This is a genomic window from Streptomyces sp. NBC_00354, assembly GCF_036106915.1.
Classification (GTDB): Bacteria; Actinomycetota; Actinomycetes; order Streptomycetales; family Streptomycetaceae; genus Streptomyces.
Window position 1 is genome coordinate 1,347,567 of the sequence record NZ_CP107983.1, and the last position, 21,891, is coordinate 1,369,457.

The 21,891-nt window shown below is 71.7% G+C and carries 19 protein-coding genes; 10 read left to right on the forward strand and 9 right to left on the reverse strand.

Annotation, left to right across the window (positions count from 1 at the left end):
- Nucleotides 1–19 precede the first annotated feature (19 nt).
- A complete protein-coding gene (locus OHT74_RS06350) occupies nt 20–592 on the reverse strand; it encodes a dihydrofolate reductase family protein (protein ID WP_266998500.1) in 573 nt (190 codons plus the stop codon).
- A gap of 337 nt (nt 593–929) precedes the next feature.
- Here OHT74_RS06350 and OHT74_RS06355 point away from each other — a divergent pair, with 337 nt between their 5' ends.
- The 6 genes from OHT74_RS06355 (at nt 930) to OHT74_RS06380 (ending at nt 6,701) form a co-directional block, all read left to right on the forward strand.
- Nucleotides 930–2,069: an NAD(P)/FAD-dependent oxidoreductase gene (locus tag OHT74_RS06355; RefSeq protein ID WP_443047692.1), complete on the forward strand. Its 1,140-nt coding sequence runs from the start codon at nt 930–932 to the stop codon at nt 2,067–2,069.
- A 115-nt stretch (nt 2,070–2,184) separates the two neighbouring features.
- Nucleotides 2,185–3,081, forward strand: a complete 897-nt coding sequence (locus tag OHT74_RS06360; protein WP_328619645.1) for an RNA polymerase sigma-70 factor — start codon at nt 2,185–2,187, stop codon at nt 3,079–3,081.
- Nucleotides 3,082–3,538: 457 nt separating this feature from the next.
- Complete coding sequence (locus tag OHT74_RS06365; RefSeq protein WP_328619646.1) at nt 3,539–4,051, forward strand: XRE family transcriptional regulator; 513 nt, start codon at nt 3,539–3,541, stop codon at nt 4,049–4,051.
- A gap of 178 nt (nt 4,052–4,229) precedes the next feature.
- Nucleotides 4,230–4,922, forward strand: a complete 693-nt coding sequence (locus OHT74_RS06370) for a hypothetical protein (RefSeq protein WP_328619647.1) — start codon at nt 4,230–4,232, stop codon at nt 4,920–4,922.
- A 31-nt stretch (nt 4,923–4,953) separates the two neighbouring features.
- Nucleotides 4,954–6,099 carry an MAB_1171c family putative transporter gene (locus tag OHT74_RS06375; protein ID WP_328623265.1) on the forward strand — a complete coding sequence of 382 codons (1,146 nt, stop codon included), beginning with the start codon at nt 4,954–4,956 and terminating at the stop codon, nt 6,097–6,099.
- Nucleotides 6,096–6,701: a hypothetical protein gene (locus OHT74_RS06380; protein ID WP_328619648.1), complete on the forward strand. Its 606-nt coding sequence runs from the start codon at nt 6,096–6,098 to the stop codon at nt 6,699–6,701. The genes OHT74_RS06375 and OHT74_RS06380 overlap by 4 nt, the downstream gene beginning before the upstream one ends.
- Nucleotides 6,702–6,720: 19 nt before the next feature.
- Here OHT74_RS06380 and OHT74_RS06385 read toward each other — a convergent pair whose 3' ends face one another.
- Complete coding sequence (locus OHT74_RS06385; protein ID WP_266998494.1) at nt 6,721–7,215, reverse strand: phosphatase domain-containing protein; 495 nt, start codon at nt 7,213–7,215, stop codon at nt 6,721–6,723.
- Between the two features lie 53 nt (nt 7,216–7,268).
- Between OHT74_RS06385 and OHT74_RS06390 the strand changes: the two genes are divergently transcribed.
- Both OHT74_RS06390 and OHT74_RS06395 read left to right on the forward strand, forming a co-directional pair.
- Nucleotides 7,269–8,258 (forward strand): LLM class flavin-dependent oxidoreductase, encoded by a 990-nt coding sequence (locus OHT74_RS06390; RefSeq protein WP_328619649.1) that lies wholly within the window; start codon nt 7,269–7,271, stop codon nt 8,256–8,258.
- Between the two features lie 78 nt (nt 8,259–8,336).
- Nucleotides 8,337–10,742, forward strand: a complete 2,406-nt coding sequence (locus OHT74_RS06395) for an excinuclease ABC subunit UvrA (RefSeq protein ID WP_328619650.1) — start codon at nt 8,337–8,339, stop codon at nt 10,740–10,742.
- Here the strand turns inward: OHT74_RS06395 and OHT74_RS06400 are convergent.
- From OHT74_RS06400 to OHT74_RS06425, 6 genes are all read right to left on the reverse strand, one after another.
- Complete coding sequence (locus OHT74_RS06400) at nt 10,706–12,718, reverse strand: SGNH/GDSL hydrolase family protein (RefSeq protein ID WP_328619651.1); 2,013 nt, start codon at nt 12,716–12,718, stop codon at nt 10,706–10,708. The genes OHT74_RS06395 and OHT74_RS06400 overlap by 37 nt on opposite strands.
- Nucleotides 12,719–12,783: 65 nt before the next feature.
- Nucleotides 12,784–13,437: a hypothetical protein gene (locus OHT74_RS06405; protein WP_266661504.1), complete on the reverse strand. Its 654-nt coding sequence runs from the start codon at nt 13,435–13,437 to the stop codon at nt 12,784–12,786.
- A gap of 124 nt (nt 13,438–13,561) precedes the next feature.
- The gene (locus OHT74_RS06410) at nt 13,562–15,304 is read right to left on the reverse strand and encodes a stealth conserved region 3 domain-containing protein (RefSeq protein ID WP_328619652.1); all 1,743 of its coding nucleotides are present in this window, start codon (nt 15,302–15,304) and stop codon (nt 13,562–13,564) included.
- Between the two features lie 233 nt (nt 15,305–15,537).
- The gene (locus OHT74_RS06415) at nt 15,538–16,284 is read right to left on the reverse strand and encodes a succinate dehydrogenase/fumarate reductase iron-sulfur subunit (RefSeq protein WP_328619653.1); all 747 of its coding nucleotides are present in this window, start codon (nt 16,282–16,284) and stop codon (nt 15,538–15,540) included.
- Nucleotides 16,281–18,302, reverse strand: coding sequence for a fumarate reductase/succinate dehydrogenase flavoprotein subunit (locus OHT74_RS06420; protein ID WP_328619654.1), 2,022 nt, complete (start codon nt 18,300–18,302; stop codon nt 16,281–16,283). Before OHT74_RS06420 ends, OHT74_RS06415 begins: the two co-directional genes overlap by 4 nt.
- A gap of 2 nt (nt 18,303–18,304) precedes the next feature.
- Nucleotides 18,305–19,009 carry a succinate dehydrogenase gene (locus OHT74_RS06425; protein WP_266998486.1) on the reverse strand — a complete coding sequence of 235 codons (705 nt, stop codon included), beginning with the start codon at nt 19,007–19,009 and terminating at the stop codon, nt 18,305–18,307.
- Nucleotides 19,010–19,103: 94 nt separating this feature from the next.
- On the opposite strand from OHT74_RS06425, the gene OHT74_RS06430 reads away from it, so the two are divergent.
- On the forward strand, nt 19,104–19,982 hold the full coding sequence (locus OHT74_RS06430; protein ID WP_328619655.1) for a LysR family transcriptional regulator: 879 nt from the start codon (nt 19,104–19,106) through the stop codon (nt 19,980–19,982).
- A gap of 40 nt (nt 19,983–20,022) precedes the next feature.
- Here OHT74_RS06430 and OHT74_RS06435 read toward each other — a convergent pair whose 3' ends face one another.
- Nucleotides 20,023–20,673 (reverse strand): TetR/AcrR family transcriptional regulator, encoded by a 651-nt coding sequence (locus OHT74_RS06435; protein ID WP_328619656.1) that lies wholly within the window; start codon nt 20,671–20,673, stop codon nt 20,023–20,025.
- Nucleotides 20,674–20,790: 117 nt separating this feature from the next.
- On the opposite strand from OHT74_RS06435, the gene OHT74_RS06440 reads away from it, so the two are divergent.
- Nucleotides 20,791–21,861, forward strand: coding sequence for an FAD-dependent monooxygenase (locus OHT74_RS06440; RefSeq protein WP_328619657.1), 1,071 nt, complete (start codon nt 20,791–20,793; stop codon nt 21,859–21,861).
- Nucleotides 21,862–21,891 lie beyond the last annotated feature (30 nt).

Here is a 21,891-nt window from a genome sequence, read left to right on the forward strand (position 1 = left end):
ACCACCCTCGGGCGCCCCGTCAGCGGACGACGTCGAACACGTTCTTCTGCAGGCCGTTGGCGTAGGCCTCGTGCTCGACCAGCTTCAGCTTCTGGGCGTCCTTGTCCGTCGCGCTGAACAGGCGCTTGCCCGCGCCGAGCAGGAGCGGGAAGACGAGCAAGTGGTAGCGGTCGATCAGGCCGGCGTCCGAAAGGTTCTGGTTCAGGGTGGCGCTGCCGTGGACGATGATCGGGCCGCCCTCGGTCTCCTTCAGCGCGGCGACCTCGTCGAGCGAGCGCAGGATGGTGGTCTCGCCCCAGTTCGTCACGAGGTCGTCCTCGGTGAGCGTGGTGGAGACGACGTACTTCGGCATCACCTTGTAGTCGGCGAAGTCCGCCATGTCGGGCCACACCGGGCTGAAGGCCTCGTAGCTGGTCCGGCCGAGCAGCATCGCGGTGGCTTCCGTCTGCTCGCGGCCCTTGATCTCGAAGGCCTCGGGGAGGAACTCGATGTCCTTGAAGGTCCAGCCGGAGTTCCGGTATCCGGGCTCGCCGCCCGGCGCCTCCACGACGCCGTCGAGCGAGATGAAGGCGGTGCTGATCAGGGTACGCATCTCAGGTTCCTCGGAGTCTCGTGTCTGGTTCTCAGCAGGTCGCGTCGGTGCACGCTGCGACCGCACTCGCGGCGTCTGTAGCGCACCAACCATGATCTATGACTGCGGGTCACGGAGAAACTCATCGGTCGTCGCCGCCCGGATCCGCGACCGGAACCCTGGGGGCCGTGTCTCAGCCCAGCAGCCCGGCCCACCCCAGGGAGTGATCCGCCTCACACGGTGTCACAACGACCGGTTGCGCGGTGTCTTGAGGCCGAAGCCAAGAAACGAAGGAGACACCGTGACCGGGACTGGGAACACCGAGGTGGTCGTGATCGGCGGCGGATACGCCGGGGTCATGGCGGCCAATCGACTGACGCAGCGCAACGACGTGACCGTCACTCTGATCAACCCGCGCCCGGCCTTCGTCGAGCGGATCCGCCTGCACCAGGTGGTGGGCGGGTCCCACGACGCGGTCGTCGACTACCGGGACGTGCTGGCCCAGGGCGTCGGTCTGGTGGTCGACACCGTGACGCGGATCGACGCGGCCGGGCGCAGCCTCACGCTCGCGAGCGGCGGCACGGTCGGCTACGACTACCTGATCTACGCGGTGGGCAGCGGCAGCGCCGACCCGCGCGTGCCCGGAGCGGCCGAGTTCGCCCACCCCATTGCCGACCTCGAGGAGGCGCAGCGGCTGCGGCAGATCGTCGGCGCCGCTCCCGCCGCGGCTCCGGTGACCGTGGTCGGGGCCGGTCCGACCGGCATCGAGACCGCCGCCGAGCTGGCGGAGGCGGGCCGGACCGTGACCCTGGTCTGCGGCGACGTGCTCGGCCCGTACCTGCACCCGCGGGGTCGGCGCTCGGTCGCCGAGCGGCTGGCCGAACTCGGTGTGACCGTGCTCGAGGGCCCCGGCGCGAAGGTGACGGCGGTGACGCGCGATGCCGTGCAGCTCGCCGATGGCCGACAGCTCCCGAGCACGGTGACCATCTGGACCGCCGGATTCGGCGTCCCGGACCTGGCGGCGCGCAGCGGGCTGAGCACCGACGCCCTGGGCCGCCTGCGCACGGACGAGACGCTGACGAGCGTGGACGACGTACGCATCGTCGCGGCCGGGGATTCGGCGGCGCCGTCGGACCTGCCGTTCAGGATGAGCTGCCAGGCCGCCGGGCCGCTGGGCGGGCACGCCGCCGACACGGTGCTCAACCGGATCGCGGGTGAGCAACCTGCCCCGATCGCCCTGGGGTTCGTCGGCCAGTGCATCAGTCTGGGGCGCCGGACCGGCATCTTCCAGGTCGCACGCAGGAATGACACCGCGATGAGGCTCCACCTCGACGGTCGCCCTGCCGCGAAGCTCAAGGAGTTGATATGCCGGGGCACTGTCAAGCAGCTGGCCGACGAGGCGAGCAAGCCCGGTTCGTTCAAGTGGGCCTGGGCCAAGGACCCCAAGCGCCGGCCTCTGCTGGAGGCCGAGCGCGGCGAGGTCCCGGCCACCCGCTGAACGAGCAGCCGGGGCGGCGGCGCCCTGATTGCTGCGGACGCCGCTGTCCCCCGCTGCCGATCGCACCGCACACATGATCAGATCGAACACCTGTCAATGAACGAGAGGGCGAGACATGAGCGACCACGCCACCGACCTGGCGACCGAGACGTTCGTCGCCCACCGCAACCTGCTCTTCACCGTCGCGTACGAGATGCTCGGATCGGCGGCCGACGCGGAAGACGTCCTCCAGGAGACCTGGCTGCGGTGGGTCGAGGTCGACTTGGAGCAGGTACGTGACCAGCGCGCCTACCTCGTCCGGGTCACGACCCGGCAGGCGCTCAACCGGCTGCGTACGATGAGCCGCCGCAAGGAGGCGTACGTCGGCCCGTGGCTGCCCGAACCGCTGCTCACCGCGCCGGACGTGGCCGAGGACGCCGAGCTCGCCGAGAGCGTGTCGATGGCGATGATGCTCGTCCTCGAGACGCTTTCGCCCACGGAGCGCGCCGTCTTCGTGCTGCGCGAGGCCTTCGATGTCAGTTACGAGGAGATCGCGGCGGCCGTCGGCAAGAGCCCGGCAGCCGTCCGCCAGATCGCGCACCGCGCGCGCCGGCATGTCGATGCCCGGCGTCCTCGCGAGGTGGTCTCCCCGAGCCAGACCCGGGCGGTCCTGGAGTCGTTCCGGCGCGCGCTCTCAACAGGGGACCTGCAGGGCCTCCTTGCCGTACTGGCCCCTGAGGCCGTCCTGGTGAGCGACGGCGGCGGCATCAAGCAGGCCGCGCCGCGGCCGATCATCAGCGCGGACAAGGTGGCCCGCTTCATCATCGGCGGCGCCGGCAAGAAGGGGGCCACGCTCACCAGCGACCCCACCCTGGTCAACGGCAACCCGGCGCTCGTCCTGCGCCTGGACGGGGAGATCGACGGTGTCCTGGCGATCCGTGTCGAGGACGCCCGCATCACCGGCCTCTACTACGTCCGCAACCCGGAGAAACTGTCCCGCGTCGAATCCGAGACCGCGCTCACGCTGCGATGAACCCCGGATCTCCGACGGCGCAACAGCCGCGGTCGGCGTAAGGGTTCTTACGCCGACCGGGTTCACCGGCGAGCTGACCGCCCCCCGTGGGCTGCGGACCCCCGTCCCCCAGCCCACGGCCGAGGCGGTCCAGCTCCCGGCGAATCGCGCCCCCGGCAAGGGGGGCGCAGCTCCGGCGCTCAGTGAGCTAGACGTGAAACGTCGAGCCATTGAGCACCGATACATCTAGCGGACTAGATGGCTGGATGAACATACGTCGTCCCACATATGCCCTGTCAAGCGACTGGCGGGGGGCGCATGCCGCGGCGTGGCGTGGCTCACTTTCACAGGACTCCGCCAGCCGGGTAGACGGACTTCGCTGCACTGTGTGGCGAGATCCATCTAGGCCGGTAGATAATGAGGAGGTGATTCAGCAGTGAACTACGAAGTCCAGCAGTAGACGGGAGCAGTGACGGTGATGGGTGAGGAGACCGCCACCGGCCGGCGGGACACCCTGGGCGACCGCCTCGGTTTCTTGATCGAGACGATCCACCCGGCGGGCCGCGGTCCGTACACGTACCAGGAGATCGCCGACGGCACGAAGCAGCTGCCCGGCCCCTCCGTCTCGCACGGCACGGTCCAGACCATCCGCTTGAACAACAACCCGAACCCCGGTATCGACTCGATCCGCGCGATCGCCAACTTCTTCGGCGTCACCGTCGGATACCTCGCCGACGGCGAGAACGCCGACGCGATCGAGCAGCGCATCGAGGAGCGGATCTCGCGGCTTCGCGAGGAGATGGGCAAGGCCGCCGCGGCCGACGAGTTCGCCCAGGTCCTGGAGGATGAGCAGGTCAAGGCTGCGGCCTTCCGCCTCAGCGGTCTGTCCGCCGGGTCCATGAGGTCCGTCACCGGCCTGATCAAGCAGCTCCGAAAAGCTGAAGGGCTTCCGGATGTGAAGCCCCGCCGTCGCCGCCCCAAGGAATCGTGAGACGCGATTCAGCCACGCGACCCGCGTAAACAGGCGAGTTTCGGTCTGCCGATACGCCCTTTTTCCGCCACCGCGCGCTTCCGGCTACCCTCGAGCCGATCAGGAGTGCGAAGCAGGCGAGCGGCACGGAGCAGTTGAGCTCCGCGCCGGGGAGAGCTGACGGGCGGGGAGAGCAACTATGCGCTGGTGGAAGCGCGCCGATGCGGAGTGCACCGCCGTTGCAGACCGACTCGTCATCCCCCAGCCGTTCGACCTCGAGGTGTTCTGCGCAGGCATAGCCGAGCAGCGTGGCCGGCCGCTGATCCTGCTGCCTCTCGACGGGCCTCCCGACCCGGCCCTGCCGTGCGGGATCTGGCTCGGCCTGGAGGTCGCCGACCTCGTCTTCTACGACGCCGTCGCGGCTGAGATCCTCAAGGTGCAGATCGTCCTCCACGAGATCTCCCACATGCTGCTCGGTCATGTCGCCCCCGAGCTCGACCTGCCGCAGCAGCCGTCCGAGGACGAGATCGCCCGTGCTTCCGAGCACTTCCACCGCCTGCTGACGCGTACGCAGACAACCGTCTCCGGTCTCGACTCCCCTGACCTTCCCGTGGCCTCGGTCATCCGCGCCGAGGCGGCCCGGATCAGGAGCGTGGCCCGCATGACCGAATCGATCGACGAGGAACTCGGCCTCGACATCGACCGCCTGGCGCACCTCATGGGGCGGAGCAAGTTCGCGAGCCCGCAGGAGCGGCAGGCCGAGACCCTGGCCACGCTCATCCACGAGCGGGCCGGCCGCTACACGATGCAGTCGACCTCCAGCGAGGCCGAGGACCGTCTTGTACGCCTCCATGACGCCCTCGGGCACCCCGTTCGAAACACGTGGTCGTGAAGTGAAACACCTCGAAATCGCCGTCTTGGTCATGCTCTGGGCGGTGACGATATGGCGGGTCCCCTCAGCCGTTCGAACCGTCAAGCAACGCGCGCTGTGGATGGCGTTCGCCGCCCTGACCCTCTCCATGACGCTCCGCCTCCCCGGGCTGATGCACGCCTTGGACGACCGGGCAGGAGTCAACAACCTGTCCACCCTCGTCAAGCACTGGCTGGGCGTGATCGCGGCCGGCGCAGTCGTCGACTTCGTCGTCGCCATCGCCCGGCCGGAAACCGGCGCCGGCCGTCGGCTGCGAGCCCGCCACTACGTCGCGTTGACCGCGATGGCGGCCATGGCCGTGCTCTTCGCCTTCTTCGTGCCGCGGCCCCACGAGATGACCGACTTCTTCGAGGAGAGCGCGGGCAACGGCTGGGCCACGGTCTACTATCTCGTCTTCGTCACCTACCTCGGCATCGCGATGGCCACCGCCACCTGGCTCTTCTGGGGCAGCGCGCGGCACGCCAGTGCCCGATGGCTCCGGACCGGCGTACGCCTCATGGGCATCGGAACCGCCGTCGGCGTCCTCTACACCCTGGTGCGGTCCGGGTACATGACGAGCCGCCTCGTCGGCCTCACGGACAGCACCAGCGACATCGCGGTCGACAACGCCACCGATGCCCTGAAGTACGTCGCCATCGGCTTCATCCTCGTCGGAAGCAGCATCCCGGCGTTCGGCGTGGCCTGGCGCACCGTCCAGGACGGCCGGCACCACCGCCGGCTCCAGCCGCTCTGGCAGGACCTGACCGCAGTCACTCCCGACATCGTCCTCAAGACCGGACTCCTTCGCAGCCCGCGGCTGCGGCTGTACCGGCGGGTGATCGAGATACGCGACGCCGCCCTGGCCCTCGACGCCTACGCCGACGACGACGTACGCGAGCGCGCGCAGAGCGCTGCCCGGCAGGCCGGGTTCGACCCGGCGACGAGCCCGGCGGCCGAAGCCCTCTGGATGCGGGCAGCACGCGAAGGCAAGGCCCGCGGCGCCCTGCCCGCCGGAAGCACCCAGGAGCCGGGCACCGCCGGAATCGACGACCTCGACTTCGCCACCGAGGTGTCGAGGCTCGTCCAGCTCGCCCGGGTCTACCACTCCCCCGTGGCCGAAGACTTCCTCACCACGACCAGCAAGGAGGCAACGGCGTGACGACCACGATCACCCCGGTCACCCGGCCCGACGAGTCGCGAGCCGCACGCCTGATCACCGACGGGCTCGACCCCAAGACCTGGATCATCGCCGACACCGTCCTCGTAGGCTGGCACACCGGCCGCCTGGCCGGGATCGGATGGGGCCTCCTCGGCTGCCTGTTCGCCGCGGTCATCCCCCTGGCCTTCATCAAGTACGGCATCCGCCGCGGCCGCTGGGCCGACCGGCACGTCGGCCCGCGGCGTCAGCGCATCATCGTGATGACCTTCATCATCGGTTCGGTCGCCACCGGTATCGCGTTGCTGTGGGCCTTCGGCGCCCCCCGGACCATGATTGCGCTGATCGCGGCCATGCTGGTCACCCTCGCGGCCCTCCTCGCCGTGACCCCTGCCTGGAAGATCAGCGTGCATGCAGCCGTCTCCTCCGGAAGCGTCGCCATGCTCGCGATGACCTACGGGCCCTGGGCGCTCCTTGCGTACCCCCTGGTCGCCGTCGTCGGCTGGTCCCGGGTAGAGCTCAAGGACCACACCCTGGCCCAGGTTCTTGTCGGCGCTGCTGTGGGCGGGGCCGTCGCAGCCGGTACCTTCGCGCTGGTCCGATAGGCGGCGAGCGCCGACGCCCTCAGGTGCGGCCTTCGCCCTCCTGGGCGGTCTTGAGCTCCGGCGCGTCCGCCGCCCAGTCCGCCAGGACCACCTTGAAGCCTTCGGCGCGCGCGGCCTGGCAGACGAGCTCGTCGTCGTCCACGAGCATCCGCACCTCCCGGCCCCGGGCGATCCGCCGCAGCACCTCCAGCTTGGTGGTCCGGGCCGGCCTGCGGTCCTGGTTCCCGCGCATCCACACCCGCCCCTCCGGCAGCCCGTGCCGGGTCAGCCACTCCTCCGTGTCCGCGCGGCACCGCTCCGGGCGTCCGGTCAGGTACACGACCTCGCACTCGGCCGTCTGTTCCACCGCCAGCGCCACCCCGCGCGCGAGCGGCGGGTCCGCCGGGGCCGCGCCGAAGAAGCCGTCCCAGTCCCGGGGGCGGCGCTCCAGGAAGTGCTGGCGGTGGTCGGTGTCGGCCAGGGTGTTGTCGATGTCGAAGACGGCCAGCGGCCGACGGTGGTTACTGTCACTCATGCGGGTCAGAGTAGGCAGGGAATCCTTTCGGCGCGCGTGCGTTACAGCCTTGTGTGATCCGGAAACTCTCCATCCTCGACCGGTCCCGCACCCGCGAGGGGCACCCGCCCCCGCAGGCCCTGCGCGACACCGTGGAGCTCGCCCGTGCGGCGGAGCGGCTCGGCTACCACCGCTTCTGGGTGTCCGAGCACCACAGCGTCCCCGGAGTCGCAGGCTCCGCGCCCCTCGTACTGGCCGCGGCCGTCGCCGGGGCCACCCGGCGGATCCGGGTCGGCACCGGCGGGGTGATGCTGCCCAATCACCAACCGCTGGTGGTCGCCGAGCAGTTCGGCGTACTGGAGTCGCTGTTCCCGGGCCGGATCGACATGGGGCTCGGCCGCTCCGTCGGCTTCACCGGCGGGATCCGCCGGGCGCTGGGCCGGGACACCGGGGACGCCGACCGGTTCGAGGAGCAGCTGGCGGAGCTGCTGGGCTGGCTCGACGGCACCCAGCAGGCGCATCCCGAGGTGCACGCCCACCCGGCGGAGGGGCTGCGGATACCGGCGTACGTGCTGGCCACCGGCGAGGGAGCCGGGATCGCGGCCCGGGCCGGGCTGCCGCTGGTGGTGGGCGACCTGCGGGCCCGGGACCGGGTCACGGAGATCATCGGGCGCTACCGCGAGGAGTTCCGCCCCTCGGCCGGCGGCTCGGAGCCGTACGTGGTGATCTCCGGGACGGTGGCGGTGGCGCCGACTCCGGAGGCGGCCCGGCGCATCCTGGTCCCGGAGGCGTGGTCCCTCGCGTACTCCCGCACCCGGGGCAGCTTCCCGCCCCTGCGTCCGGCGGAGGAGGTCGAGGCCCTGGCCATGACCTCGAAGGAGCGGGAACTGTACGAGGGCGGGCTCGCCGGGCACATCCACGGCACCGAGGAGCAGGTCGCGGCGGAGCTTGCCGAGGTGGCCGAGCTGACGGGCGCGGACGAGCTGCTGGTCACCACGTCCACGTACGACCGCGTGGCGCTGCTGGACTCCTTCGAGCGGCTGGCCCGGGTGGCCGGGCTCTGATCCGGGGCGGGCCGTAGACGCCGCCGGGACAGGTGGCCCGTACGTGTAGCCCGTAGTGTGGCCCGTAAACTGGGGTGAATGCACCACTCCACCGCCACCACACCCCAGGCCCACCGCGACTCCTTCGTACGGGTGCGGGGTGCCCGGGAGCACAACCTGCGCGGCGTCGACGTGGACATCCCGCGCGACGCCTTGACCGTGTTCACCGGGGTCTCCGGCTCCGGGAAGAGCTCGCTGGCCTTCGGCACGCTCTACGCCGAGGCCCAGCGCCGGTACTTCGAGTCGGTGGCCCCGTACGCCCGCCGCCTGATCCACCAGATCGGCGCCCCGAAGGTGGACTCCGTCACCGGGCTGCCGCCCGCCGTCTCGCTGGAGCAGCGGCGCTCCTCCCCCGGCTCGCGGTCCTCGGTCGGGACGGTGACCCTGCTGTCCAACTCCCTGCGCATGCTGTACTCCCGCGCCGGAACCTATCCGCCGGGTGCCGAACGGCTCGACTCCGACGCCTTCTCCCCCAACACCGCCGCCGGGGCCTGCCCGTCCTGCCACGGCCTCGGCAGCATCCACCGCACCAGCGAGGAACTCCTCGTACCCGATCCGGAGCTGTCGATCCGTCAGGGTGCCATCGCCGCCTGGCCCGGCGCCTGGCAGGGCAAGAACCTCCGGGACGTCCTGGAGGTGCTCGGGTACGACGTGGACGCGCCCTGGCGGGAGTTGGCGGCGAAGGACCGCGAGTGGATCCTGTTCACCGAGGAGCAGCCGGTCGTCACCGTGCACCCGGTGCGGGACGCGGACCGGATCCAGCGGCCGTATCAGGGCACGTACATGAGCGCCCACCGCTATGTGATGCGGACCTTTTCGGACAGCAAGAGCGCCACGCTGCGCGCCCGCGCCGAGCGGTTCCTCGCCGATTCCCCGTGCCCGGTGTGCGAGGGGCGGCGGCTGCGTCCCGAGGCCCTGGCCGTGACGTTCGCGGGCCGTACGATCGCCGAGCTGGCGGCGCTGGCGCTGACCGCCCTGGACGACGTACTGGCCGCCGCGGCCCCGGACGGGGAGGCGGCCCGGGTGCTCGCCGAGGACCTGAGGTCCCGCATCGGGCCCGTCGTGGAGCTGGGGCTCGGCTACCTGAGCCTGGACCGCACCGCGCCGACCCTGTCGGCGGGCGAGCTGCAGCGGCTGAGGCTGGCCACGCAGCTGCGGTCCGGGCTGTTCGGGGTCGTGTACGTACTGGACGAGCCGTCGGCGGGGCTGCACCCGGCCGACACGGAGGCGCTGCTCGGCGTACTGGACCGGCTCAAGGCGGCGGGGAACACGGTGTTCGTGGTGGAGCACCACCTGGATGTGGTGCGGCATGCGGACTGGCTGGTGGACGTGGGTCCGCTGGCCGGGGAGCACGGCGGGCGGGTGCTGTACAGCGGGCCGCCGCAGGAGCTGGCCGGTGTGGCCGGATCGGCGACGGCGCGCCACCTGTTCGATGCGCGCGAGGCAGGGCCGGGGCGGGAAGTTCGGGAGGCGAGCGGTTCGGTCCGGCTCACCGGTGTCGAACGGCACAACCTGCGGGGCGTGGACGCGGAGTTCCCGCTCGGGGTGTTCACCGCCGTGACGGGGGTGTCGGGCTCGGGCAAGTCCACCCTGGTGGGCCAGGTGCTCGCCCGGGAGGCCCGCGAGCGGCTCGCGGATCCGGGGTTCCCCGTGCGGCGCCTGGTGGAGGTGGACCAGAAGCCGATCGGCCGCACACCGCGGTCCAACCTGGCCACGTACACGGGGCTGTTCGACGTGGTGCGCAGGCTCTTCGCGGCCGCCCCGGAGGCACGGGCCCGCGGCTGGAAGGCGGGCCGGTTCTCCTTCAACGTGCCGGGCGGCCGGTGTGAGACCTGCCAGGGCGAGGGCTTCGTCTCGGTGGAGCTGCTGTTCCTGCCGAGTACGTACGCGCCGTGCCCGGAGTGCGCCGGGGCCCGGTACAACACCGAGACCCTGGAGGTGCGGTACGAGGGGCTGAACATCGCGGAGGTGCTGGCGCTGACGGTGGAGTCCGCGGCCGCGTTCTTCGCGCAGGTCCCGGCGGCGGCGCGCAGCCTGCGGGCGCTGGAGGACATCGGGCTGGGCTACCTGCGGCTGGGGCAGCCGGCCACGGAGCTGTCGGGCGGCGAGGCTCAGCGGATCAAGCTGGCCACGGAGCTCCAGCGGCAGCGCCGCGACCACACCCTGTACGTGCTCGACGAGCCGACGACGGGGCTGCATCCGGCCGATGTGCGGGTGCTGCTGCGGCAGTTGCACGGGCTGGTGGACGCCGGGCACTCGGTGGTGGTCGTGGAGCACGACATGGAGGTGGTGGCGGGCGCGGACTGGGTGATCGACCTGGGCCCGGGCGGCGGCGCCGAGGGCGGCCGGATCGTCGCGGCGGGTCCGCCCGCGCGGGTGGCCCGGGCGGCGGCGAGCCGCACCGCCCCCTACCTCGCCCGTGCGCTGGAGCCGGGATCCCGGTAGGACCGCCCGCCTCCGGGGAGCAGGCTGAAGACGGCGATGCTCGCGGCCCACACCACGGCCAGTCCGAACAGCACGAGCAGCAGCCACGGCCAGCCGCTGCGGACCTGCTCCAGCTCCCAGGCCCGGAGCTGCACCTTGCAGTGCGCGTTCACCGCGTCGTCGGTCATGCCGCACAGCGGCTCCGGTTCGGCCGCGGCGACGACCGTCGCCTGCGGCTGGCCGGTGGGCGCGGGGGACGGCAGGAGTTCGGGGTGGGAGTCGAGCCAGGTGGCGAAGGTGTCGCGCATGGCTGCGTGGCCGCGTTCGTTCGGGTGCAGGCTGTTGTGGAGCCACTTGGCAGGACTGAAGCGCTGTGAGGCGAGCCCGTTGACCGTCTCGATGTCCACGAAGTTGACTCCGGCCGCGCCCTTTCTGCGCTCGCACAGCTGGAGCCGGTGCGTGGCGAAGCTGTCCTTCATCTCGGCCATGTAAGTGATGCCCGCCGTGTCGGCCGCCTGGCGCATCGTGGTGTCGATCTGTTCCACGAACGTGCGGATGAAATCGCGCTCGGCCTTCGTGAGGGCCACCCCGGTGCAGCTGCCGGCTGCGGCGATCGGCTGCGGGTAGGGCACGGCCACGATGGGCACGTCGGCGGGTACGGCCTGCCGCAGCGAACGGTAGGTCGCGATGAGGTCCTGGCGGACCTTGGGCAGGTTGTTCATGAACAGAGGTCTGCGGGTCTCGCAGTCGCCCGGGGCGAGGCACGCCTCTCCGAGGATGGCGAATCCGGCGTCGTTGCCGCCCAGCGCGACGATGACGAGGGCCGGGTGGAACGAGGACGCCAGGCTGTTGAGCTGGTCGAGCTGGGTGGCCGGTTCGCCCGGCTGCGCACGGGAGGGGCCGGATCCGGAGCGGGGGTTGACGTTGTAGGTGCGCGCGCCGGAACAGGCGAGGAACAGCACGCGGTCGAACCGCGGGCCGGCGGTGGCGAGTCCGACCGCATAGGCGGAGGGCGAGCGTCGGCACTCGTTGCGGCCGCCGTCGTCGGTTCCTTCGAAGTAGCTGCTCGCGCCCTCGCCCGACATGTAGGAGTCGCCCAGGGCCACGAGGACGCGCTGCCCTCCGGCGGGGTCGAGTGCCTGGGGGTGTCGGTGCTCCGGGGGCGCCGCCGCGAGGAGGCAGAGGCCCGCGAGGACAAGGGCGACGTCGGCGTGCGTGTTGGAGACGATGGCCGCCAGCAGGAGCAGTGCCGCCGCGACGAGCACCGCGTTCAGCACCCAGTCCCGCTGCACGAGCCACAGGCAGGACAGGACGACTCCGGCGGTGACGACGAGGCCGAGGATCCCGACGACTCCCACACCGGCCCCGGGTCCCGCGGCGGAGCGCCGCGTCCGCAGGAGCCGTACGCCCCATTCGGACAGGAGGTTGAGGCCGAGCGGGAGGAGTACGAAAAGGGCCGCGCCGAGGGTGATGAGCAGGCCGGCGTAGAGACCGCCCTTGGCCCTGGGCAGCACGAGGGCTGCGATGACCGCCACCAGCGCAGTCAGCGCCATCAGGGCCGCGCCCCACAGCAGCAGAGCCCTCCTCGGCCGGCCCGGATCGATTCCCCGCCATGCTTCGACGAACCAGCCCAGACCGAGCAGCAGGAGCACCGACCCGACGAGCGGCAGGGCGTCTCCTTCCACTCCCACCAGGTGGAGGACGAGCACCACCACTCCGGCGGTGGTCAGCAGGCAGGCCGCCCGGAGCAGCCAGCGCGGGGTGCGCCCGCCGGGGTCCCGCTCGTGCCCGAGGCCCAGCTGTCGTCCGACGAAGACGGCACTGCAGACACCGAAGAAGCCGAGGGCCCCGTACAGCTCCGGGAGAGGCACTCCGCGGCTCGACTCCACGACGAGCACCACGGCGCCCACGACGAACAGCGCCCGCGGCCCCCACCACATCAGCATGCCGCGCATGTCCCGCCGCCCGACCGGCCCAGCCGACTCGTCACCGTGCATGTCCCTGCACCCTTCTGCCGGTCGGACGAGAAGCCTTCGGACGACGTCGGTTGGCGCCCGACGGGCTACGCGTCCCCCGGCAGCAGGTGCTGCGGGAGTTCGCGGAAGCTCCACCGGCCCTGCTGGCGGGTGAACAGCCAGACCAGGTCGTAGCGGTCGGGCCAGGCTGCGGGGATGCCGAGGACCTGGTGGGCACCGAGGGAGCGGATCAGGCGGGGGATGCCGGTGTGCTCCCAGCAGACGAGTACGGGCATACGCGCGGCCAGCGCGGCGCGGGCAGCCGCCGGTTCGGCGCCGACGGCGAACTCACCGCGCAGCGGGGTACGCAGGGCCGAGACAAGCGGCTCGACCGTCTGGCGGCAGCGGGCGGGGGCTCCGGCCGGGCCTCCGGCCGCGAAGACGACCGCGGGACGGGGCAGCGTGGAACCGCCTGCGGGCGGGAAGAGGCGGTGCAGTTCCTCGGCGCGACGCCGGCCGCGGCCGGCGAGGGATCCGGGGTTCTCGTTGCCGTCCTCGTCCTCGCCCAGGTCCCCGGCGTACGGCTTCTCCGCGTGCCGGATCAGCATGACCAGGGCGTCCTTCGGCGCGGGTTTCGGGCCGTGGCCCGAGGTGCCGGACGGGTCCTCCCCGGAGCAGCCGGCCATCGCGAGCGGGGCGAGGGCGGCGGCCGCCAGGAGGGTGCGGCGGCGCGGTCCGGACCCGGCGGGGGCTTGTGGCATGGGGCCCACTGTCCCCCACGTGCCGGACGCCGGCGGAGCGCGGCGCGTCGTACGGCCGCCACGAGCGCCCGGTCGGCCGATCGGTTCCGCCGATCGGGGCGGCGGACCCGGTCGGCCGGTCGCGTCAGCGGGTCGGGGCAGCCGTCGGCCGAGGCTTCTCGTACGGGGAGGGCACCGGGAAGTACGCCTCCAGGAACGCGGTGACCGCGCGCTGCTGTTCCCGGGGCGACAGGCCGGGTCCGGCGTCGTCGTCGGCGAGGCAGAACGCGTCGGCCCAGCGGTCGGCGGCGAGGCCGGGCAGCCGGTCGATCTCGTCGGTCCGGCCGGTGCTGACGTACGCGTGGAGCAGTTCGCCCTCGACCGCGCGGGCGTCGGCGAGGGCGAGGTGGGAGGCGAGGGTGACGGGCGCGAGGTCGTCGGCGCTGCGGAAGACGGAGCGGCTGGTGGTGGTGAGCCGGCCGGGCAGCCGTTCCTCGACGTGGGCGAAGAGGGAGCGGCTGAGCGGGTACGGGGTGTGGGCCAGGATGTGCGGGTAGGTGCGGCCGACGGCCTGTTCCACGGCGTGCCGGGTGGCCTTCTGGGAGGCGGTGAAGACGTCGTCGTCATCGCTCGGGGCATCGGGGGCCACGGCCCGCCGGTCGTGGAAGACCTTGGGCAGTCCGGAGGAGAGGAAGTAGTTCTGCGGGCGCTGCGGGCGGCCGAGGAAGATGTCGTCGTTGAAGTAGAGGAAGTGCTCGGCGAGGCCGGGGATGCGGTGGAGCTGGCTCTCGATGGCGTGGGAGTTGAACACCGGGAGGCCGGCGGAGTCGGCGAACAGCTCGCGGTGGTCGACGACGGTCACCTGGGGGTGGTCGGTGGCGAGCCAGGACGGGGTCTGGTCGTCGGTGACGACGAAGACGCGGCGGATCCAGGGCGCGTGGGCGGCGATGGAGCGCAGACAGTAGCGGAGCTCCCCGCGGTCGCGGTAGCGGTTCTCGGCGTGGTCGACGAGGGTGTGGACACCGGTGCCGGCCTCGGCTGCTGCGGCGGCGTGGTCCCGGCGGCGGCGCCAGGCGGGGTCGGCCGCGTCGACCCAGGTGATCACGGCGTCGACGGGGAAGTCGATGTCGTCGGGGAAGCGGCCTGCGAAGGCGTCGACGACGGGGTGGTCGCGTTCGCCGACACGGAGGGTGGAGGTGGCTTCGAGGGTGGGCACCCACCAGCCGTACGGGGTCTCGCGCAGGCCGGCGATCGCGCCGGTGCCGGAATCGGCGGCTTCCCAGAACTCCAGGTCGCAGCCGGTGTCGGGGCCGTAGGCCAGGGTCCGGCCGGAGGTGACGACCGGCTGGAAGAGGCGGACGCCCTTGATCTTCGGGTGCGGCGGGTCGGCGGGCCCGGACTCCCGGGCCGCGACGGCTTCCGGAAGTGCTTCGGCCAGGACCTCCCCCGCTTCACCGGCGTCGCCGAGGAGCAGGGCGTACACGGGGAGCCCGGCGAAGGCACCGGCGCAGGCCTTCAGGGCGGCGGCGCGGTCGTCCGGGGCGATGGCCACCCGGTGCCGGAGCCCGCCGTCGGGGACCAGGCCGTACGGGACGGCCGCCGCTTCGAGTGCCTCGGCGACCGCGTTCAGGCCGGCGTCCCTGGCGCAGGCGGGCAGCAGGTCGTCGCGGACCCGGGCGAGCCGGCCGCGGTGCCGGACCAGACCCGGCAGCTTCTCCAGCAGCTCGTCCTCACGGGTCCGGCCGCCCGGGGGCGGCGCCTGGCTCCCGCTCCCGGTGCGCTCCCGCTGGGTGGCGTCCGGCTGTTTCGGTACGCCGCCGGGCCGGCGCAGCGTCCGTACGATCCGGCGCAGGCCGACGGGGAGGGGAAGACGGGAAAGGCCCTGCATATACGACCTCGCGAGACGGCGCCGGTGTGCGGCACCCGAGGATGCGGGCGGCACCCGGCGTGAGGGGGTGCGGTGCCGTCCGGCAGGCAGGGGCGGATGCCTCGTTCACCTCCACCTTTCCCGTCGTTCATTTTTCACGCAAGTGTCTGGAGTCCCTTTGTCCGCATCTCACAGTCACTTCTCAGATTCGGCTGGGCCGGCTCTGCGGCCTCACGCTCCGTGTTTGCGGACCCTCAGGCTCCGTGCTTGCGGACCGCCCGCAGCCACTCGCGGTTCATGGCGGCGATGGACGGCAGCGGGATGCCCTTGGGGCAGGCCGTGGCGCACTCCCCGGTGAGGGTGCAGCCGCCGAAGCCCTCGCCGTCCATCTGGGCCACCATGTCCAGTACGCGGGTCTCCCGCTCCGGCGAGCCCTGCGGCAGCACGTTCAGGTGGTTGACCTTGGCGGAGGTGAAGAGCATCGCGGAGCCGTTGGGGCAGGCCGCCACGCAGGCCCCGCAACCAATGCACTCGGCGTGCTCGAAGGCGAAGTCGGCGTCGGCCTTGGGCACGGCGGTGGCGTGTGCCTCGGGGGCCGATCCGGTCGGGGCGGTGACGTAGCCGCCGGCCTGGATGATCCGGTCGAAGGCGCTGCGGTCCACGACGAGGTCCTTGACCACCGGGAAGGCGGAGGCCCGCCAGGGCTCGACGTCGATGGTGCCGCCGTCGGCGAAGGAGCGCATGTGGAGCTGGCAGGTGGTGGTGCGCTCGGGTCCGTGGGCTTCGCCGTTGATCACGAGGCTGCACGCCCCGCAGATGCCCTCGCGGCAGTCGTGGTCGAAGGCGACCGGGTCCTCGCCGCGCAGGATGAGGTCCTCGTTGAGGGTGTCGAGCATCTCCAGGAACGACATGTCGCGGGAGATCCCGTCGACCTCGTACGTGACCATGGCGCCGGGGGTGTCGGGGTTCTGCTGGCGCCAGACGCGCAGGTTGAGCCTCATGCGTAGCTCCGCTGGGTGGGGTGTACGTACTCGAAGACGAGGTCTTCCTTGTGCAGGACGGGGGCCGCGCCGGTGCCCTGGTACTGCCAGGCGGCGGCGTAGCCGAACTCCTCGTCGCGGCGGGCGGCCTCGCCGTCCGGGGTCTGGGACTCCTCGCGGAAGTGTCCGCCGCAGGATTCGGCGCGGTGGAGGGCGTCGAGGCACATCAGCTCGGCGAGCTCCAGGTAGTCGACGATGCGGTTGGCCTTCTCGAGGGACTGGTTGAACTCTTCGCCGCTGCCGGGGACCTTGATCCGCTTCCAGAACTCCTCGCGGATGTGCGGGATCCGGTCCAGTGCCTTGCGCAGGCCCTCCTCGGTGCGGGACATGCCGCAGTACTCCCACATGAGCTCGCCGATCTCGCGGTGGAAGGAGTCGGGGGTGCGGTCCCCGTCGACGGCAAGCAGCTTGGCGAGGCAGTCGCGGGTCTCGCGGATCGCGGCCGCGGCCTCGGGGTGGCTGTCGTCGACGGCTTCCTGGTGCGGGTGGCGGGCCAGGTAGTCGTTGATGGTGGAGGGGAGCACGAAGTAGCCGTCGCCGAGGCCCTGCATCAGGGCGGAGGCGCCGAGGCGGTTGGCGCCGTGGTCGGAGAAGTTGGCCTCGCCGATCGCGAACAGGCCGGGGACCGTGGTCTGGAGGTCGTAGTCGACCCACAGGCCGCCCATCGTGTAGTGCACGGCGGGGTAGATCCGCATGGGGACCTCGTACGGGTTCTCCGCGGTGATCCGCTCGTACATCTCGAAGAGGTTGCCGTACTTCTCGGCGACCTTGTCCCGGCCCATGCGGCGGATGGCGTCGGCGAAGTCGAGGTAGACGCCCTCCCGTCGCCCACCACCACCCTCGACCGAGGAGCCTTCGGCTCCGCCCCCCTGGCCCTGGCCGCCGGGGCCGACGCCGCGGCCCTCGTCGCAGACGTTCTTGGCGGCGCGGGAGGCGATGTCGCGGGGCACGAGGTTGCCGAAGGAGGGGTAGATCCGCTCCAGGTAGTAGTCGCGCTCCGCCTCGGGGATCTCGGCGGCCGGGCGGGTGTCGCCCTCGGCCTTGGGGACCCAGATGCGGCCGTCGTTGCGCAGGGACTCGCTCATCAGGGTGAGCTTGGACTGGTGGTCGCCGGTGCGCGGGATGCAGGTGGGGTGGATCTGGGTGAAGCAGGGATTGGCGAAGTACGCGCCGCGCCGGTGTGCCCGCCAGATGGCGGTCGCGTTGGAGTTCATGGCGTTGGTGGAGAGGTAGAAGACGTTGCCGTAGCCGCCGCTGGCCAGGACGACCGCGTCCGCGTAGTACGTGTCGATGCTGCCGGTGACCAGGTCGCGGGCGACGATGCCGCGGGCCACTCCGTCGACGGTGATCAGGTCGAGCATCTCGGTGCGGGCGTGCATCTCGACGTTTCCGGCGGCGATCTGCCGGGACAGCGCCTGGTAGGCGCCGAGCAGGAGCTGCTGGCCCGTCTGGCCGCGGGCGTAGAACGTGCGGGAGACCTGGACGCCGCCGAAGGAGCGGGTGTCGAGGAGGCCGCCGTACTCGCGGGCGAACGGGACGCCCTGGGCCACGCACTGGTCGATGATCTCGACGGAGATCTGGGCGAGGCGGTGGACGTTGGACTCGCGGGCGCGGAAGTCGCCGCCCTTGACGGTGTCGTAGAAGAGGCGGTGCACCGAGTCGCCGTCGTTGCGGTAGTTCTTGGCGGCGTTGATGCCGCCCTGGGCGGCGATGGAGTGGGCTCGGCGCGGGGAGTCGGAGAAGCAGAACTGGACGACGTGGTAGCCCTGTTCGGCGAGGGTGGCGCCGGCCGCCCCGCCGGCCAGGCCGGTGCCGACGACGATCACGGTGTGCTTGCGGCGGTTGGCCGGGTTGACGAGCTTGGCCTCGAAGCGGCGGCGGTCCCAGCGTTCGGCGATGGGGCCATGGGGGGCCTTGGTGTCGGCGATCGGCTCGCCGGTGGCGTAGTGGGTGTAGTCGGTGTTGGGGTACTCGGGCATGGTCAGCTCACCACTCCGGTCATGACGGCGACGGGGACGGAGACGAAGCCCGCGAAGAGGACGAGGGCCAGGGCGTTGGCGAGGAGCTTCAGGGCGCGGTCGCGCCGGGCGTTGCCCGCGCCGAGGGTCTGGGCGGCGCTCCAGAAGCCGTGCCGGACGTGCGCCGCGAGGGCGGCCATCGCCACGATGTAGATGGTGTTCCCGTACCAGGTGGAGAAGGTGGCGAGGACGTTCTCGTAGGGGTGGCCGGCCCATGCGCGCTCGTTGACGGTGAGCGTGGTGAGGTCGAGCAGGTGCCAGACGATGAACAGGGCGAGGATGACGCCGCCCCAGCGCATGGTGCGGGTGGCGTAGCTCGCGCGGCGGCGCTTGTGGGCGTACTTGACCGGGCGGGCCTTGATGTCCCGGCGGCTGAGCTGGTACGCGGACACGGCGTGCGCGACGACGGCGGCGAGCAGGACGACGCGGGCGGCCCACAGGCCCCAGTGGCTGTGCAGGAAGGGCTCGCCCATGTGGCGGAGCCAGTGCGCGTACCCGTTGAAATCCCCCGGGCCGAAGAAGATCTTGAGGTTGCCGATCATGTGGACGACCAGATACCCGAGCATGATCAGCCCGGACACCGCCATCACGGACTTCTTGCCGACGGTGGAGTCCCAGAGCGTTCGCGTGGTGGACGGTCGTCGGCCCGTCCGCGTTGCCAGAGCCATGTCACAAACGGTAAGGACCAAAGTCCCGATCGGTCCAAGACATGATGACGCTGATCTCGATAGGGTCTCTCTATGTACGGCGTATCCTGGGGCGATGCAGTTCCAGCAGCTCCAGTACTTCGTGGCCGTCGCCGAGACCCGGCACTTCACCCGGGCCGCGGAGCGGGTGCATGTCGCCCAGCCGTCGCTCTCGCAGCAGATCAAGGCGCTCGAACGGGAGCTGGGGGCGGAGCTGTTCAGCCGGGCGCGGGGGAACATCGCGCTCACCGACGCGGGCGAGACGCTGCTGCCGCTGGCCCGGCGGATCCTGGCGGATGCGGACACCGCGCGGCTCGAGGTGCAGGAACTGGCGCAGCTGCGGCGCGGGCGGGTCCGGCTGGGGGCCACACCGAGCGTGTGCACAGGCCTTCTGCCGCATGTGCTGCGGGCCTTCCACACCGCCCATCCGGGGATCGAGCTGCTGATCGAGGAGAGCGGTTCGCTGGACCTCGTACGGGAACTTGCCCGCGGGGCCCTGGACTTGGCGCTGATCGCGCTGCCGCTGCCGCCTTCTGCCCCGGCGCTGACCACAGTGGAGCTGCTGACGGAGGACCTGGTGGTGGTCTCCTCGGCGGAGCTGCCGCCTCCGGCGGGCGGCGGCCCGCTCACGGTGTCCGCTCTGCGCGACGAGCCGATGGTGATGTTCCGCCACGGCTACGACCTGCGGGACCTGACGGTGGCCGCCTGCCGGGCGGAGGGCTTCGAGCCGGCGTTCACGGTGGAGGGCGGGGAGATGGACGCGATCCTGGGCTTCGTCCGCGCGGGGCTCGGCGTCGCGGTCGTTCCGGCGATGGTCGTCGACCACGCCGGCCCGGGGCTGCGCGCCACGCCTCTGGCGGGCTCCCCGCTGCGCCGCACGATCGCCCTGGCCCACCGTACGGACGTCGCTCCCCCACGCGCGGCCCGCGAGCTGAAGTGCATCCTGCTGGGCTGAGTCCGCCGCGCCCCGTCGGGGGGCCGCGTCAGGCTTTGCGTCAGGGTTGCGCCGGGGCTATGGGGAGAGCCCTGTCGAGCCCCTCGGCCAGCATCGCGAAGGCCCGGTCCGCGTCGGCCACGGCGGCCGGGTGCGCCTCGTCGGCGCTCTGACCGGCATCCATGCGGCGATAGTTCTCCCGGCCCAGCTCGTGGCGGACCGCCACCAGGTGTATCGCCGCCAGCCGGGCGGTGAGCGGCGGGGCCGACTCCGCCTCGAGCACGGCGGCGAGCAGCTCCACCTCACGGTCGGTGTAGTGGGCCATCCGGCTCTCCAGGCCGGCGGTGGAGTAGAGCAGCCGCTGGAAGGCGAGCACCCCGGGGTGGTCGCACAGCCCGGTGATCGGGTCCCGTTCGGCGAGGGCGGCGAGGAAGTGCGCACGCACCGCACCCACCGGCGTCTGGCCGGCAGGGCGGTCGCGCACGATGCGGGCCGCCTCGTCCTGATGGTCGGCGAACCGGTCGAGCACCAGGTCCTCCTTGCTCGGGAAGTACCGGAAGAGGGTGGGCTTGGAGACCTCGGCCGCGGCGGCGACATCCGCCACCGACACGGCGTCGAAGCCCCGCTCCAGGAAGAGTTCCAGCGCCGTGGCCGCCAGCTGGCGACGCGTACGGAGCTTCTTGTTCTCGCGCAGACCCGTCGTGTTCTCCATGCGCACAGCGTAGCACAAATTCGTGACCGGGTAATTTTCTTAACCGGGTTGCATTTTCCGTCGGAAGCCGCTTCCCTTGAGACATCGACGAGCGCATCGACGAGGAGAGGACATCCGATGACCGACGTACTGATCGTGGGCTCCGGCCCCACGGGACTGACCCTGGCGTGCGAGCTCGCCCTGAGCGGAGCCGCCGTCCGCGTCGTGGAGGGACGCACCGCACCGCACCGCGAGTCCCGCGGCAAGGGGCTCTGGCCGAGCAGCCTCGAGGTTCTCGAAGGGTTGGGCGTGGCCGAGCCCCTGACGGCCATCGGCAGCGGTGAGGTGGTCCTGCGCAAGTACTTCGACGGAGCGCACGTCAACGACACCCCCATGCCCGGCAGCGGCCTGCTGATAGGGCAGTGGCAGATCGAGGAGGCGCTGCGCGACCGGCTCGCCGGCCTGGGCGTGCAGGTCGAGTACGGGTCCCGGCTCGCCGGGATCACGCAGGATGCGGCCGGGGTCCGCGCGGAGCTGGCGGACGGCACCGTGATCGGGGCCCGCTACCTCGCCGGATGCGACGGCGGGCACAGCACCACCCGCAAGGTCCTCGGCATTCCCTTCGAGGGCAGTGGCGAGGAGGAGCCGGCGATGGTCACCGGGGACGTCCGGGCCCCCGGGCTCAGCCGGGAGTTCTGGCACCAGTGGTTCACCTCGGAAGGCGGCGGGATGCTGCTCTGCCCGATGCCGGGGACGGACACCTTCCAGCTGCAGGCCTCGCCCGAGCAGGACGAGCACGGCGGACTGCTGCCGCCCTCGCTGGAGAGTTTCCAGCGGCTCTTCGACCGGCATGCCCGGATGCCGGGGATCCGGCTCGCGGATGCCACCTGGCTCTCCGCCTGGCGGGTCAACGTCCGCATGGCCACCCGGATACGGGAGGGCCGGGTGTTCCTCGCCGGGGACGCCGCGCACGTCCACCCCATAGCCGGCGGGCTGGGCATGAACACCGGCATCCAGGACGCGGCCGCCCTCGGCCGGACGCTGACCGCAGCCCTGGCCGGGCAGGCCGGCGGGGAGGTGCTCGATGCGTACGAGGCGGAGCGGCTGCCGGTGGCCGCCGAGGTCCTCGCCGACACGGCACGGCGGTACGAGCGGGTCATGGCTGCCGTCCGGACCCCCGGCGTGGGGACGGAGGCCGGCCTGGACTGACCGGACCTCCGGGCCGATGTCGGGCGGGCT

What these genes read in the sequence shown, in the direction of transcription:
- OHT74_RS06425 (WP_266998486.1), bottom strand. Translation starts at nt 19,009, where the DNA reads ATGGCTCTGGCAACGCGGACGGGCCGACGACCGTCCACCACGCGAACG.
- OHT74_RS06420 (WP_328619654.1), bottom strand. Translation starts at nt 18,302, where the DNA reads ATGCCCGAGTACCCCAACACCGACTACACCCACTACGCCACCGGCGAG.
- OHT74_RS06365 (WP_328619646.1), top strand. Translation starts at nt 3,539, where the DNA reads ATGGGTGAGGAGACCGCCACCGGCCGGCGGGACACCCTGGGCGACCGC.
- OHT74_RS06355 (WP_443047692.1), top strand. Translation starts at nt 930, where the DNA reads ATGGCGGCCAATCGACTGACGCAGCGCAACGACGTGACCGTCACTCTG.
- OHT74_RS06435 (WP_328619656.1), bottom strand. Translation starts at nt 20,673, where the DNA reads ATGGAGAACACGACGGGTCTGCGCGAGAACAAGAAGCTCCGTACGCGT.
- OHT74_RS06370 (WP_328619647.1), top strand. Translation starts at nt 4,230, where the DNA reads ATGCGCTGGTGGAAGCGCGCCGATGCGGAGTGCACCGCCGTTGCAGAC.
- OHT74_RS06405 (WP_266661504.1), bottom strand. Translation starts at nt 13,437, where the DNA reads ATGCCACAAGCCCCCGCCGGGTCCGGACCGCGCCGCCGCACCCTCCTG.
- OHT74_RS06415 (WP_328619653.1), bottom strand. Translation starts at nt 16,284, where the DNA reads ATGAGGCTCAACCTGCGCGTCTGGCGCCAGCAGAACCCCGACACCCCC.
- OHT74_RS06395 (WP_328619650.1), top strand. Translation starts at nt 8,337, where the DNA reads ATGCACCACTCCACCGCCACCACACCCCAGGCCCACCGCGACTCCTTC.
- OHT74_RS06430 (WP_328619655.1), top strand. Translation starts at nt 19,104, where the DNA reads ATGCAGTTCCAGCAGCTCCAGTACTTCGTGGCCGTCGCCGAGACCCGG.
- OHT74_RS06440 (WP_328619657.1), top strand. Translation starts at nt 20,791, where the DNA reads ATGACCGACGTACTGATCGTGGGCTCCGGCCCCACGGGACTGACCCTG.
- OHT74_RS06400 (WP_328619651.1), bottom strand. Translation starts at nt 12,718, where the DNA reads ATGCACGGTGACGAGTCGGCTGGGCCGGTCGGGCGGCGGGACATGCGC.
- OHT74_RS06360 (WP_328619645.1), top strand. Translation starts at nt 2,185, where the DNA reads ATGAGCGACCACGCCACCGACCTGGCGACCGAGACGTTCGTCGCCCAC.
- OHT74_RS06350 (WP_266998500.1), bottom strand. Translation starts at nt 592, where the DNA reads ATGCGTACCCTGATCAGCACCGCCTTCATCTCGCTCGACGGCGTCGTG.
- OHT74_RS06375 (WP_328623265.1), top strand. Translation starts at nt 4,954, where the DNA reads ATGCTCTGGGCGGTGACGATATGGCGGGTCCCCTCAGCCGTTCGAACC.
- OHT74_RS06385 (WP_266998494.1), bottom strand. Translation starts at nt 7,215, where the DNA reads ATGAGTGACAGTAACCACCGTCGGCCGCTGGCCGTCTTCGACATCGAC.
- OHT74_RS06410 (WP_328619652.1), bottom strand. Translation starts at nt 15,304, where the DNA reads ATGCAGGGCCTTTCCCGTCTTCCCCTCCCCGTCGGCCTGCGCCGGATC.